At 56.7% G+C, this 12,978-nt stretch carries 13 protein-coding genes; 5 read left to right on the top strand and 8 right to left on the bottom strand.

Features of this window, described 5'->3' with window-relative positions; translation table 11 throughout:
- The first annotated feature begins 151 nt into the window (after positions 1 to 151).
- The 4 genes from EPG66_RS02880 (at position 152) to pdxY (ending at position 3,480) form a co-directional block, all read left to right on the top strand.
- A complete protein-coding gene (locus tag EPG66_RS02880; RefSeq protein WP_010245432.1) occupies positions 152 to 466 on the top strand; it encodes an MliC family protein in 315 nt (104 codons plus the stop codon).
- Between the two features lie 25 nt (positions 467 to 491).
- Positions 492 to 1,148 carry a pyridoxamine 5'-phosphate oxidase gene (gene pdxH, locus EPG66_RS02875; RefSeq protein ID WP_010245431.1) on the top strand — a complete coding sequence of 219 codons (657 nt, stop codon included), beginning with the start codon at positions 492 to 494 and terminating at the stop codon, positions 1,146 to 1,148.
- 140 nt (positions 1,149 to 1,288) lie between these two features.
- Positions 1,289 to 2,563 (top strand): tyrosine--tRNA ligase, encoded by a 1,275-nt coding sequence (gene tyrS / locus EPG66_RS02870; RefSeq protein ID WP_010245429.1) that lies wholly within the window; start codon positions 1,289 to 1,291, stop codon positions 2,561 to 2,563.
- 56 nt (positions 2,564 to 2,619) lie between these two features.
- Positions 2,620 to 3,480 (top strand): pyridoxal kinase PdxY, encoded by an 861-nt coding sequence (pdxY, locus tag EPG66_RS02865; protein ID WP_182685916.1) that lies wholly within the window; start codon positions 2,620 to 2,622, stop codon positions 3,478 to 3,480.
- A 32-nt stretch (positions 3,481 to 3,512) separates the two neighbouring features.
- Here the strand turns inward: pdxY and gstA are convergent, their stop codons facing one another.
- On the bottom strand, positions 3,513 to 4,118 hold the full coding sequence (gene gstA / locus EPG66_RS02860; protein WP_182685914.1) for a glutathione transferase GstA: 606 nt from the start codon (positions 4,116 to 4,118) through the stop codon (positions 3,513 to 3,515).
- 151 nt (positions 4,119 to 4,269) lie between these two features.
- Positions 4,270 to 5,766, bottom strand: coding sequence for a dipeptide/tripeptide permease DtpA (dtpA, locus tag EPG66_RS02855; RefSeq protein ID WP_039391878.1), 1,497 nt, complete (start codon positions 5,764 to 5,766; stop codon positions 4,270 to 4,272).
- Positions 5,767 to 6,435: 669 nt separating this feature from the next.
- Here dtpA and EPG66_RS02850 point away from each other — a divergent pair.
- Positions 6,436 to 7,131 carry a CTP synthase C-terminal region-related (seleno)protein gene (locus EPG66_RS02850; protein ID WP_182685912.1) on the top strand — a complete coding sequence of 232 codons (696 nt, stop codon included), beginning with the start codon at positions 6,436 to 6,438 and terminating at the stop codon, positions 7,129 to 7,131.
- A 39-nt stretch (positions 7,132 to 7,170) separates the two neighbouring features.
- Here the strand turns inward: EPG66_RS02850 and EPG66_RS02845 are convergent, their stop codons facing one another.
- The 6 genes from EPG66_RS02845 to rsxG form a co-directional block, all read right to left on the bottom strand.
- Positions 7,171 to 8,514, bottom strand: coding sequence for an enolase C-terminal domain-like protein (locus EPG66_RS02845; RefSeq protein ID WP_143990179.1), 1,344 nt, complete (start codon positions 8,512 to 8,514; stop codon positions 7,171 to 7,173).
- The gene (locus tag EPG66_RS02840; protein ID WP_039391884.1) at positions 8,492 to 9,835 is read right to left on the bottom strand and encodes an MFS transporter; all 1,344 of its coding nucleotides are present in this window, start codon (positions 9,833 to 9,835) and stop codon (positions 8,492 to 8,494) included. Before EPG66_RS02840 ends, EPG66_RS02845 begins: the two co-directional genes overlap by 23 nt.
- A gap of 257 nt (positions 9,836 to 10,092) precedes the next feature.
- Positions 10,093 to 10,812 carry an HPP family protein gene (locus EPG66_RS02835; protein WP_069026185.1) on the bottom strand — a complete coding sequence of 240 codons (720 nt, stop codon included), beginning with the start codon at positions 10,810 to 10,812 and terminating at the stop codon, positions 10,093 to 10,095.
- A gap of 207 nt (positions 10,813 to 11,019) precedes the next feature.
- Complete coding sequence (nth, locus tag EPG66_RS02830) at positions 11,020 to 11,652, bottom strand: endonuclease III (protein ID WP_182685910.1); 633 nt, start codon at positions 11,650 to 11,652, stop codon at positions 11,020 to 11,022.
- A complete protein-coding gene (locus EPG66_RS02825) occupies positions 11,649 to 12,353 on the bottom strand; it encodes an electron transport complex subunit E (RefSeq protein WP_182685908.1) in 705 nt (234 codons plus the stop codon). Before EPG66_RS02825 ends, nth begins: the two co-directional genes overlap by 4 nt.
- Positions 12,346 to 12,978 carry an electron transport complex subunit RsxG gene (gene rsxG / locus EPG66_RS02820; protein ID WP_031591464.1) on the bottom strand — a complete coding sequence of 211 codons (633 nt, stop codon included), beginning with the start codon at positions 12,976 to 12,978 and terminating at the stop codon, positions 12,346 to 12,348. The genes EPG66_RS02825 and rsxG overlap by 8 nt, the downstream gene beginning before the upstream one ends.

The following is a 12,978-nucleotide window of genomic DNA, read 5'->3' as shown; positions in this document are numbered from 1 at the left end:
GAGAACGCGGCCTGTGCATTCAGACAACCGTCTGAAAAGGCGCAATAATTCAGCCTGACTGACAGCATCTGCCAGATTGGCGTGGATTCCCACTTACTTCGCGCCCAATCCTTCTTATAATGCCAGCTTCACTCGTGAAGGAGACCCGCTTATGTTGAAAGGATTAACCGTTGCCGCGGTGCTACTGCTGTCAGGCTGTAGCCTGATGCATAAACAGCCGCCGTCGCCGCAGACCCTGCACTATCGCTGCGGAACCATGCCCCTGACCGTGACGCTGGACGAGGCGCAGCAGCAGGTCAGTTTCATCATGGATGGGCAGCCTCTGACGCTGAAGCAGACGGTATCCGCTTCCGGCGCACGCTACAGCGATAATACCTATGTGTTCTGGTCCAAAGGAAACGGCGCTTTTATCGAACGTAACGATAAAATTGTCGTGAATGATTGTGAGCTGCAACCTGCCAGCTGACTTGTTATCTGAATAGGCGAGCATTATGAGCGACAGCGAAACGCTACACACCATTGCCCATCTGCGGCGTGAATATACCCGCGGCGGATTGCGTCGTAAGGATCTGCCGGACGATCCGATCGCGCTGTTTGAACAGTGGCTAAGCCAGGCCTGCGAGGCAAAACTGCCCGATCCTACCGCCATGACCGTGGCAACCGTAGATGAGCAGGGCCAGCCGTGGCAGCGTATCGTGCTGCTGAAGCACTACGATGCGCAGGGCATGGTGTTTTACACCAACCTCGGTAGCCGTAAGGCGCTGCAGCTGGCGCACAATCCGCGCATCTCTCTGCACTTCCCGTGGCACTATCTGGAGCGTCAGGTGATGGTGCTGGGTGAAGTGGAGAAACTGTCGCCCCTCGAGGTGCTGAAATATTTCCACAGTCGTCCGCGCGACAGTCAGATTGGTGCCTGGGTGTCGAAGCAGTCGAGCCGTATTTCGGCACGCGGTATTCTGGAAGGAAAGTTCCTGGAGCTTAAACAGAAGTTCCAGCAGGGCGAAGTGCCGCTGCCCAGCTTCTGGGGTGGCTACCGGGTGAAATTTCACACGATGGAGTTCTGGCAGGGTGGCGAACATCGTCTGCACGATCGTTTCATCTATCAGCGCGATCACGACGGCTGGAAAATCGACCGTCTGGCACCCTGAATCTGCACGATTCGCCCCTATCAGCGCTGGCACAGAAAGCGTCAGCGCTTTATGCTATAGCCCTGATTTTTTTCGATTCCGCAACTCAGCGGAAAGCTGTGTACCAGCATAGGTGCAGTCTGATCAATTTGGAGTCAGTAATGACCAGCAGTAACCTGATACAACAATTGCAGGAGAGGGGCCTAATCGCCCAGGTGACGGATGAAGACGCGTTAACAGAGAAACTGGCGCAGGGGCCAATTTCGCTCTATTGCGGCTTTGACCCCACTGCTGACAGCTTGCATTTGGGCCATCTGGTACCGCTGCTCTGCCTGAAGCGTTTTCAGGATGCCGGCCACAAGCCGGTGGCGCTGGTCGGTGGTGCAACCGGCCTGATTGGTGACCCGAGCTTCAAAGCCGCAGAGCGTAAACTTAATACCAGTGAAACCGTCAACGAATGGGTTGAAAAGATCCGCCAGCAGGTGGCGCCATTCCTCGACTTCGATTGCGGCAGCAACAGCGCTATCGCCGCCAACAACTACGACTGGTTTGGCGGCATGAACGTGCTGACCTTCCTGCGTGATATCGGCAAGCACTTCTCCGTTAACCAGATGATCAACAAAGAAGCGGTGAAGCAGCGTCTGAACCGTGACGATCAGGGCATCTCCTTTACCGAGTTCTCCTATAATCTGCTGCAGGGCTATGACTTCGCCTGCCTGAACGAGCTGCACGGTGTGTCGCTGCAGATTGGCGGTTCTGATCAGTGGGGCAACATCACCTCCGGTATCGATCTGACCCGTCGTCTGCATCAGAATCAGGTCTTTGGCCTGACCGTTCCGCTGATCACCAAGTCTGACGGCACCAAATTCGGTAAAACTGAAGGCGGCGCTGTCTGGCTGGATGCGAAGAAAACCAGCCCGTACAAGTTCTATCAGTTCTGGATCAACACCGCGGATGCTGACGTCTATCGCTTCCTGAAGTTTTTCACCTTCCTGAGCATGGAAGAGATCAACGCGCTGGAAGAAGAAGACAAAAACAGCGGCACCGCGCCACGTGCGCAGTACGTGCTGGCTGAGCAGGTGACGCGTCTGGTACATGGCGAAGCGGGTCTGTCGGCGGCGAAACGCATTACTGCCAGCCTCTTCTCCGGATCCGTGAGCGAAATGACCGAAGCCGATTTTGAACAGCTGGCGCAGGATGGTATGCCAACCATCGTGCTGGGCGCTGACGATGATCTGCAGCAGGCGCTGGTAAAAGCAGAGCTGGTGCCGTCCCGTGGCCAGGCGCGCACCATGATCGGCTCCAATGCCGTTTCACTGAACGGTGAAAAGCAGTCCGATGCGGAGTACCGCTTCAGCGACAGTGACAAACTGTTTAACCGCTATACGCTGCTGCGTCGCGGCAAGAAACATTACTGCCTGATTAACTGGCAGTAAGATTTCAGGGCCGGTTTCCGGCCCTTTTTTATGGCAAGGCAGGACAGGGCAAACAAGTGAAAAATATTTTAGCGATTCAGTCGCACGTTGTTTTTGGTCACGCTGGTAATGCGGCGGCTGAGTTTCCGATGCGCCGTATGGGCGCAAACGTCTGGCCGCTGAATACCGTGCAGTTTTCCAACCATACGCAATATGGCCACTGGACCGGCACGGTGATGCCTGCAACGCATTTAACCGACATTGTTAAAGGCATTGCTGACATCGACCGCCTGAAAACCTGTGACGCGGTCCTGAGCGGTTATCTGGGCTCGGCAGAGCAGGGCGAGCAGATTCTGCAGATTGTCCGTCAGGTCAAAGCGGCCAACCCGAATGCCTGGTACTTCTGCGATCCGGTCATGGGTCATCCGGAGAAGGGCTGCATCGTGGCACCGGGTGTGGCGGAGTTTCACTGCAAAATGGCGATGCCTGCCAGCGATATTATCGCCCCGAACCTGCTTGAACTGGAGATGCTGAGCGAACGCACCGTCACGGACGTCGACGCGGCGTTAGACGCTGCGCGGGCGCTGATTGCCCAGGGACCACGCGTGGTGCTGGTGAAGCATCTGGCGCGTGCGGGTCGTCGCAGCGATCGCTTTGAAATGCTGCTGGTAACGGCTGAAGACGCCTGGCACATCAGCCGTCCGCTGGTCGATTTCGGTGTCCGTCAGCCGGTCGGCGTGGGCGATCTCACCAGCGGTCTGCTGCTGGTTAATCTGCTGCACGGCAAATCATTGCAGGATGCGCTGGAGCATGTCACCGCAGCGGTGTACGAGGTGATGCTGAAAACCCATCAGATGGGCGAATATGAACTGCAACTGGTGGCGGCACAGGATGCCATCGCCACGCCGACGCAGCACTTCGCGGCAGAAAAACTGTAACGCATCAGGGCCGGATAACCGGCCCTGTTCACTCAGGCTAAGCCTTCCGCTTTAAGCGCCGCCTGCACCGCAGGACGTTCCGCGACACGATTAAACCATGCGCCCAGCGCCGTAAAGCCGGATAAATCCAGTCCCAATGCTTTTGCCCAGCGCGTCACCACAAACAGATAGGCATCCGCCACGCTGAAATGCAGCCCCATCAGCCACTGTTTGTCGCGCAGTGACTCATCGACATAGCGGAATTTTGCTTCCAGCTGGCTGCGGGTCTGCGCTTTCACCTCATCGGAGTAACCTGGGCGAAACAGGGGACCAAAGCTTTTATGCAGCTCACTGCCGATGTAGCTGAGCCACTCCACAGTGTGATAACGCGTCAGGCTGCCAACCGGTGCCAGCAGATGGCGATCGGGCTTCAGATCCGCCAGGTACTGAACAATGGCGACGCCTTCCGTCAGCACAGAACCGTCGCTGAGCTGCAGCGCGGGCACCTGACCTTTAGGATTGATTTGGCGGAAGTCATCGCCCCGTTCAGTGATTTTTGTGGCCAGATCAACGCTCACCTGAGTGAAGTCGAGTCCGCATTCACGCATAACAATATGGGGTGAGAGAGAGCAGGCACCCGCTTTGCAAAACAGTTTCATGACCAGGTACTCCTTGTTGCAATGGGATAATTGCATAGTAAAGAGTCAACGCGGGATTACCAGTGACAAAGATCAGGGATCTGCGAAGGGCGTTGCGGCAAGCCATAAAAAAAGCCGGGCAGAGCCCGGCTTAGCTGAAGTGCAGCGTGAATTACGCCTGCACGTTATTTTTTTTCGCGTCCGGATCCTGCGCCATGCGGTTCAGCATCGGCGCCGTAATCAGCATCAGCAGGGCGATCACCGCCGTCACGATACCAATCTGCTGGAATACGCGGCTGTAGGTCGCCAGCGAAATCAGTGGATCGGTAACGTTTTCAGGCACGGCCATCAGGTTTGCCACTTTACCGGCAATCACTGCCGCGCCAGCGGTAGTCAGGAACCAGGAACCCATGATAAAGCCCATCAGACGCTGAGGCACCAGCTGTGCCACCATCGCCAGGCCGAGGCCAGAGATCATCAGCTCACCGATACTCTGCAGCGCATAGCTCAGGATCAGCCAGTTAACGGAAACGATACCGGCATCGCTGGCAAACTTCGCACCCACCGGCAGCACCAGGAACGCAGCGGAGCAGAGCACCATACCAAAGGCAAACTTGTGCGGCATCGGCAGTTTATCGCCCAGCTTGTTATAGAGCGCCGCCAGCAGCGGACTGGCCAGCATAATCCAGAACGGGTTCAGCGCCTGGAACTGCTCGGGGGCAAAAGTAATGCCGAGAATGGTGTGTTCAACGTTGCGGATAGCAAAGAAGTTGAGTGACGTTGGCATCTGCATATAAAGCACGAAGAACAGAATCGCTTCGACCATCAGCAGGAAGGCAACAATCATCTTACGACGTGCCGCACCCTGCAGTGCAAAGGCCTCTTTAGCAAACACCAGCACGATACCCAGGGCAATCACCGCCAGCACCAGTCGTGCGATAGACTGGTGATGCAGCATCCAGTTGGCCAGTGCGATCAGTACGACGATGCCGACCAGCGTCATCAGCAGTTTTCCGACCTGCAACGGCGCGAAATCGGGTTTAGAACCGTAGTCCTTAACCATGCGTTTGCAGAACAGGAAGTTAAACAGGGTGATGATCAGACCGATAACGCACAGTGAGAAGGCTACGCTATAACCATATTTCGCCGCTAACCACGGTGTCAGCATCATTGAGAAGAGTGAACCGATGTTGATCGACATATAGAACATGGTGAAAGCACCGTCGAGACGCGGATCATCTTTGTCATAGCAGGTAGAGAGCAGCGAAGAGGGATTTGCCTTAAACAGGCCGCTACCCACCGCGATGGTCGCCATACCGATGTAGACAATGCTGACGTTATGACCGGAGAACGCCACCAGCGCATAGCCCAGCGCCAGCACCAGGACACCCAGCACGATGACGCGTTTGGTACCCAGCACCTTATCACCGAGCCAGCCGCCAATCGCGACCAGACCATACACCAGCGCACTGAATGAAGAGAACAGGGTAATGGAGTCTGATTCAGACAACCCCAGTTGCTTCACCAGGTAAACCGCCATAATGGCCTGCAGGCCATAGAAGCCAAAACGTTCCCATAACTCAATCGAGAAGATTAAGTAGAACGCCTTCGGCTGTTTAAACGCATTGAGACTGACAGCCTCATCAGTGTGTTTGTTTGCAGTTGACACATGTACCTCAGTTTTTTCATACCCTGTTTCGGGACAGGAATTAAGTCCGCGTCATGTGAGTTTTCCATGCGCAAGATTGTTATTAGAAGGGAAAAGCGGCGACTAATTTGGCTGATTACGGGCGGCAGGGCAAGAATTTTCTGACAACCCACCCGACCCTGAAATGTTGGGTTAAAAAACTTATAACAAACTGTTAATTGGTTTTTAATTTTGAGTGTGATGAAAATAGCAGTGCATAAGCGCTGGATAAGCGCCTTGCACTGGAGAGTATTAACATTAACTGCTAATGCGAGGTTAACCAGATAAATAGTTCGCTGAATGATAATCAGGCAGCACTAACGGCAGGTTGCTGGTTAATCCACAGTCAATCTGCCGAATTATCGGACATTACACGCCCGGCATTGCCGCAAAAACCGTCAAATGATGATCCTGTGCACAAACAGATGATTTATTTCAGAAAGGAAAAAAAGAAACCGGTTGCGTCGTCTCGTCTGACGCGACAGGTGAGGGTGCTCGCAGGCGTGGGGAAGATAAAAATCAGCTCAGTCTGCCGGTTAAAAGCTGCCCGTGCGTGTTAAAAAACCTGTCACGATAATCTGCTTTCATCTCGCCCTCGACAGAAAATTAACATTACTGTAACCTCTCAATTTCCCCGAGAAGGATCTGTTTATGTCGTCCCCCCTGCGCTTATCCCTGGTTGGTGACTACCGCGCCGATGCGGTTGCCCATCAGGCTATCCCCCTTGCTATTGAACGTGCTGCCCGCTTGCTGAATATCACCGCTGAAGCGGAGTGGATCGCCACTGACCGACTGGATGAGTCAGAACTGCAACTCAGCGATGCCGTCTGGGTGGTGCCCGGTAGCCCCTATCGAAATGATGCCGGCGTGTTTGATACACTCCGCTGGGTGCGTGAAACCGGAAAGCCTTTTCTTGGCTCCTGCGGTGGATTCCAGTATGCGCTGATCGAGTATGCGCGCAACGTACTGGGCTGGCAGGATGCCAGTCATGCCGAGACGGACACCGGGGGGAGGATGGTGATTGCCCCGCTGAGCTGCTCGCTGGTGGAACAGCGCGGCGCGGTGAGGTTCGAACCCGGGTCACGCATTGCCAGAGCCTACGGCGTGCTGGAGAGCGATGAAGGTTATCACTGTAACTTTGGTGTTAACCCGGAATTCAGTGCAGCGCTGGGCGATAATACGCTGCGCATTACTGCCTGGGACAACGCGGGCGATGTGCGTGGCGTTGAGCTACCGGATCACCCATTTTATGTCGCCACGCTGTTTCAGTCGGAACGCGCCGCACTGCAGGACAAAGATTCTCCGCTGGTGATTGCCTGGATGCAGGCGGCGCTGGCGCAACGCTAAACGCGATCACCCTGTGACACTGTCACAGGGTGATGCTCGTCAGCGCAGCATGGCCGGGCGTTTTGCGTTAAAGGACCAGTTATCGATCAGAAACTGCATGCCCAGCGCATCGTTTCGGTTTTTGTCCGGTAGCGAGTTGTAGAGCGCATGTGCCGCTTCAACCCGCGCCATATTCAGGGTAATCCCCAGCCCTGGACCCTCTGGCAGTTCCAGATAGCCATCCCGAATCTGCGGCGCATGCTGCGTCAGCTGCTGCCCATCCTGCCAGATCCAGTGGGTATCAAAGGCGGTCAGGCGATCACCCGGTGCGGCGGCCCCCAGATGCGCCACCATCGCCAGCGACACGTCAAAGTGGTTGTTTGAGTGGCAGCCGGTGGTCAGGCCCCACTCATGGCAGAGCTGCGCCACGGTATGCGCGTTACGCATCGTCCAGAAGTGTGGGTCGGCCAGGGGGATGTCGATGGCATTCAGCTGCAGCGCATGCTGCAACTGTCGCCAGTCGTTGGCGATCATATTCGTGGCAACCGGAATGCCGGTGGCCCGCCTGAATTCTGCCAGCGTTTCCCGACCGGAATAGCCATGCTCCGCGCCACAGGGATCTTCCAGATAGGGAATGCGGCCCGCCAGCTGTTTGCCATAATAAATGGCCTCATCCAGCGACCAGCTGGCGTTGGGATCAACCGTTACCCGCGCCTGCGGGAAGCGCGCCAGCAGGGCATTGACCGTCTCCACTTCCACTTCGCCGTGATGGACACCGCCCTTGAGTTTGAAATCGCGGAAGCCATAGCGATCCGCTGCCGCCTCCGCCAGCCGCACCACGCCTTCCGCGTCCATCGCTTTCTCATGACGCAGTTGCAGCCAGGCATCACCACCCGTGTGGCCCGCCTGATAGTTCATGCTGGTCAGATTACGGTCGGCGATATAGAACAGATAGCCGAGGACCGGCACCCGATCGCGCTGTTTGCCGCTGGCAAGTAACTCGGCCACCGGCAGATTCAGGTGCTGACCCAGCAGATCAAGCAGCGCCGCTTCAATCGCCGCGGTGGCGTTGTAAAACTTCTCCGGATTCATCTGCGGAATATGAATGTCGTCGGTATGCGCGGTCTGCTGGTGTCGTGCGTCGCTGGCAAACAGCGTGGCGATGGTGGCATTCAGCCGCAGGAGTTCGCTGCCCTCAATCTGCGGACGAAAGCGCTCAAGCAGCGCCAGCGTTGAAGCGTGACACGGACTTTCGCCGACGCCGGTACGACCAGCCGAGTCAGTCAGGATCACCAGGATACGGGTAAAGTAGCAGTTGTGTGCGCCGCCAATGTTCAGCAGCATGCTGTCATATCCGGCGACCGGCACTACCCGCATTGTTTTAATGACTGGACTGTCTGACATGTTGATTCTCCATAGGATCAAGGGAAGGCGGGGATGGCTTGCGGCGCAGCAGCAGCCACAGCCCGGTCAGCAACGAGACGCTGGTCAGGGCGTAGAGACCGCCGGTGGTGGAGCCGGTCTTCATCTCCAGATAGCCAAACACCGTCGGTGCGAAGAAGCCGCCGAGGTTGCCAACGGAATTCACCAGCGCAATGCCGGGCGCGACAATCGAGGCCGGCAGCTCTCCCTGTGGCATCGGCCAGAAAAAGGTCGCACTGACTTTCGAGCCGATACAGGCCACGATCATCGCCAGGAAGCCAAACCACGGGGAACCCAGCGTGGCCATAAAGGTGCCGCAGGCCGCGACCAGCATGGCGACACCCAGCGCTTTATCGAGCTTGTCGCGGTGGCGGTCTGAAAAGCGGCTCAGCAGGTTAATGGCGATAATGGCGCACAGCCAGGGCACGGCGGTGAGAATGCCGATGCCAAAACTGCTGAAGCCCTGAATGCGCTGAATAATCTGCGGCAGCCAGAACACCAGCGTGTAGCCGGTCATGGTCATAGTGAAAAAGATCGCGCAGAAGAACAGCAGGCTGCGATTACGTAGCAGCGACATTTTGCCTGGCTCGCGGTTAAGCTCGTCACGCTGCGCCTCTTCATTCTGCAACTGCTGCATCAGCGCCTGTTTCTCCGCGGCACTCAGCCAGCGCGCCTCGCCAGGTCGTGACACCAGTACCCAGGCGGCCAGAATGCCGACCAGCACCGACGCACCGCCTTCGAGAAACATCACCCACTTCCAGCCAGCAATCCCCAGGAAATTGTGCATCATCAGGATCGCGCCGGTGATGGGGCCGGAGAAGAGAAAGGCGCCAGCGGTGGCACTCAGCACCATCGCGGTGGCACGGCCGCGCCAGGCATTGGGCACCCACTGACGGAAATAGAACAGCACGCCAGGAAAGAAGCCTGCTTCCGCTACGCCAAGTAAAAAACGCAGCAGATAAAACTGGATCGGTGAGGTGACGAAACCGGTCAGGACCACCACCAGTCCCCAGGTAATCATAATGCGCGTCAGCCAGACGCGGGCGCCAAAGCGCTTCATCATCAGGTTGCTCGGCACCTCAAACAGCGCATAGCCAATAAAAAAGAGACCCGCGCCCAGCCCAAAGGCCGCCGCGCTGATCCCGGCATCGGTGCGCAACTCCGCTTTGATAAAGCCAATATTGGCGCGGTCGATCTGGTTAATAATCAGCATCACCACCAGCATCGGGATGATATGGGTGAAGAACTTTTTGATGGCGGAGGCGATCAGCTCATCGTGCTGTGGGGACAAGGCGCTATCCATCGGTCTTCCTCGTGAGAAACGTAAAGAAGAGCAAAGTGTAGGGCGCTGAAAAGGCCAGCTCTATGGGCATCCGCCCAGGAGCCGATGGGCGTACGGCCTGGACGGTTGTGTTATCAATATGTTATGGAGTGGCGTGGGCGAAGCGGCAGAGTAAAACTGTGGCAGCGATCAACTTCTTAAGCCCAGGTTTCAGAGGAGACATGAATGCCAGAAGTCGCGCCGACACTGAAAGATGTGCCAGTGCGGGCAGACAGGGTTCAGCCACTGAACTGACGGCGCTGGGCAATCTCTTCAGCACGCAGCAGCAGCGCCTGTAAATCATCCTCGTCTATATCCAGCAGTTCACCGTCCTGCAAAGCCTGATGCAGATCCGCACGCGTCAGCGGGACCGGCATGGCTACCGGATCGGGTTTAACTTCTTCGGGGGCCAGCGGATGCGGATAGCGACGACCGGCCAGATTATTAAACAGCAGAGCCAGCAGGGCCAGGGTCAGTGAATTGAGCAGGATCGGCGTCAGGACAAAGTGATATCCAAGCTGCTGCACTGAAGGGCCGCCCAGAATAGCGGTCAGCGCAACGGCACCGCCGGGCGGATGCAGACAGCGCAGCTGGAACATTAACAGGATCGCCACACAGGCTGCGACGCCGCAGGCAAGGGCAGGATCAGGGATCAGCTGGCTGACGGTAACGCCCGCCAGCGCTGACAGGCTGTTGCCGCCGACGATTGCCCACGGCTGAGCCAGCGGACTGGCGGGCAGACCAAAGAGTAAAACCGCCGAGGCACCGACCGGCGCGACAAACCACAGATTCAGCTCGCCCAGCACCCAGTGGCTCAGCAGGCTGGTCAGGATCAAGCCGATACCGGCGCCCAGTCCGGCGATCATTACATGCTTTTTACTCACTGCCAGCGGATGTGGCCAGAGGCGCGCCAGAAACAGGCGCAGAGGATGGCTTCCGGCAGAAGCGCTTTTGTTCATTACTTTACTCACCGTGTCATAACATTTTCTTATCGTCAGGGGCGGCGATTCTCCATCATCAACATCAATGTAACAACCCGACAAACTGTACCGTTATTCGTACGAACAGGGAGAGCAGCGAAAAGGGGGATCAGGCAGGAGACGCGTCAGCAGCGGTGATCGCCGGATAATAAAAAACCCGCCGCAGCGGGTTTCTCGTCAGTGCGATCACTCGACTTTGTCGGGATACTCGCAGAGATCTTCAATCAGGCAGGAGCCACAGCGGGGTTTACGCGCCACGCAGGTGTAGCGGCCGTGCAGAATCAGCCAGTGATGGCAATCAACCTTGTACGGCGCCGGAACCACCTTCAGCAGCTTCTGCTCCACCTCTTCCACATTCTTACCCGGCGCAAATTTCGTCCGGTTGCTGACGCGAAAGATATGGGTATCGACGGCAATCGTCGGCCAGCCAAAGGCAGTGTTGAGCACCACATTGGCGGTTTTACGGCCGACACCGGGCAGGGCTTCCAGCGCCGCACGATCTTCCGGCACTTCGCCGTTGTGCTGCTCAAGCAGAATGCGGCAGGTTTTAATCACATTTTCCGCTTTGCTGTTAAACAGGCCGATGGTTTTAATGTATTCCTTCACGCCATCCATACCCAGCGCCAGCATCGCGGCAGGCGTATTGGCCACCGGATAGAGCTTTGCGGTGGCTTTGTTCACGCTGACATCGGTCGCCTGCGCCGAGAGCAGCACCGCAATCAGCAACTCAAACGGTGAGCTGAAGTTGAGTTCGGTGGTCGGATGCGGATTATTCTGCTGCAGCCGACGGAGAATTTCGGTCCGTTTGGTCTGATTCACACCGGTTTCCCGACGGCGTCCTGAGGGGGCGCGGTTTCGGCCGCCTGAGCATGCAGTGCTGCCCGCTGTTTCATCTTCTGATCGATCAGATATTTACCCGCCAGCATCATGCCCAGACCGATAAAGGCGCCTGGCGGCAACATTGCCAGCAACATTGGCGAATCGAAATGGACCACTTCGATACGCAGCGACTTCGCCCAGGGACCGAGCAGCTGGTCGGCACCGTTAAACAGCGTGCCGCTGCCGATAATTTCGCGCAGCGATCCCAGCACCACCATAGCGCAGGTCGCGCCCATGCCGATGGCGAAGCCATCCAGCGCGGCAAGCGGAATGCTGCTTTTAGAGGCGACGGCTTCAGCACGACCGACCACGATGCAGTTGGTCACAATCAGCGGGATAAAAATCCCCAGCGACTGATAAAGACCATAGGCATAGGCGTTGATCAGCATCTGTACGCAGCTCACTACCGAGGCGATGATCATCACATAAATCGGGATACGAATTTCCGACCGCACCCAGCGGCGCGAGGCGGAAATAAAACTGTTGGTCAGGGTCAGCACCAGCGTGGTCGCCAGTCCTAAACCCAGCGCGTTGGTGGCGGTCGCCGTGACCGCCAGCAGCGGGCAGAGGCCCAGCAACTGCACCAGCGCCGAGTTGTTCTTCCATAATCCACCGACCAGCAGGCTTTTAGCTTCACTCATTTGCGTCTCCACATACCGGTAACGAAGAGAGTCTCTCCGGAAGCGTTTTCATTAACAGCGCGGTGCGTTTGGTCGCATTGACCACCGCGCGTGGGGTAATGGTGGCACCGGTGAACTGATCGAATTCACCGCCATCTTTCTTAACCGCAAAGGCTTTATCTGCCGGACCATGAACCACTTTGCCATTAAAGCTGTTGATCCAGTCAGAGATACGCAGTTCGATCTTATCCCCCAGACCGGGCGTTTCATGGTGTTCAATCACCCGCACGCCCAATACTTTACCCTGGAAATCGGCACCAACCAGCAACTGTATCGCACCAGAATAGCCGTCAGGCGCAGTGGTCTCCAGCGCAGCCGCGACCGGCTGGCCACCTTTACGCGCCAGGAAGAGATGGTGCGGCGCACTGTTGCCCAACGCTGCATCCGTGACAACGTAACAGTCCTGCTGAATATTGTTGTCATAAAGCTCAACAGGCACCACCTGGTCCAGCAGATTTTTCTGCTGCAACAGGGTCTGATGTTCCACCGTCGGCCTGGTCACGGTATTCACCACTGCCGTGGCGGCGGTGGTGATTGCGGCGAATATTGCCAGCGTTACCCCGTTTTTGCGAATCGTCTCCAGCAT

Source organism: Pantoea pleuroti, assembly GCF_014156615.1.
GTDB classification, from domain to species: Bacteria; Pseudomonadota; Gammaproteobacteria; order Enterobacterales; family Enterobacteriaceae; genus Pantoea; species Pantoea agglomerans.
The sequence above is the reverse complement of the archived record's forward strand: the minus strand, read 5'-3'. Positions and strand labels throughout refer to the sequence as shown.